Raw genomic sequence first — 512 nt, 5'->3', positions numbered from 1 at the left:
CGGTTGGCCGGTGCGCCCGGTATCGCCATGAACCCATCGATGCCCACACGGTAATTCATCGATACAAAAACGATACCTTTTCTCGCAAAAGCAGCTCCGTCGTAAACGGGATCGGCAGCGTCTCCTCGCATGTATGCGCCACCGGGAATCCACACCATGACGGGGCATCCAGGACCCACATCTGCAGGCGCCCAGATATTCAAAGCAAGGCAGTCCTCACCTCCGAACATCAAGGCATCGGCATCGCGCGGTGCCTGCGGCGAGGCCGGTGCAAACTCAAAGGCCGGCACCACACCAACCCACGCGGGAACGGGTTCCGGCGGATGAAAGCGCAGGTTGCCGAACGGGGGCTGTGCATATCGAATTCCCCGGTATACAGCGATGCCGTTTTCCAGAGCCCCTTCGAGAAAGCCTCCGTGATGCAGACGCACCTGAACCGTCGGTCGATGACCTTCACCCGGTGAAACCAGCAATCCATCCGCCATCGAGACGTCACTCGGCAAGATTCAGCC

The 512-nt window shown here is 59.8% G+C and carries 1 protein-coding gene; it reads right to left on the bottom strand.

Annotated elements, in window-relative coordinates; all coding sequences use genetic code 11:
• The coding region (locus tag AC1D0Z_RS24035; protein WP_477660609.1) for a carboxylesterase family protein at positions 1–485 on the bottom strand (485 nt) is incomplete at its 3' end.
• Positions 486–512: the final 27 nt, after the last annotated feature.

It is taken from the genome of Polaromonas sp. P1_E3, assembly GCF_056405935.1.
This window is presented reverse-complemented; position numbering and strand designations above follow the sequence as displayed.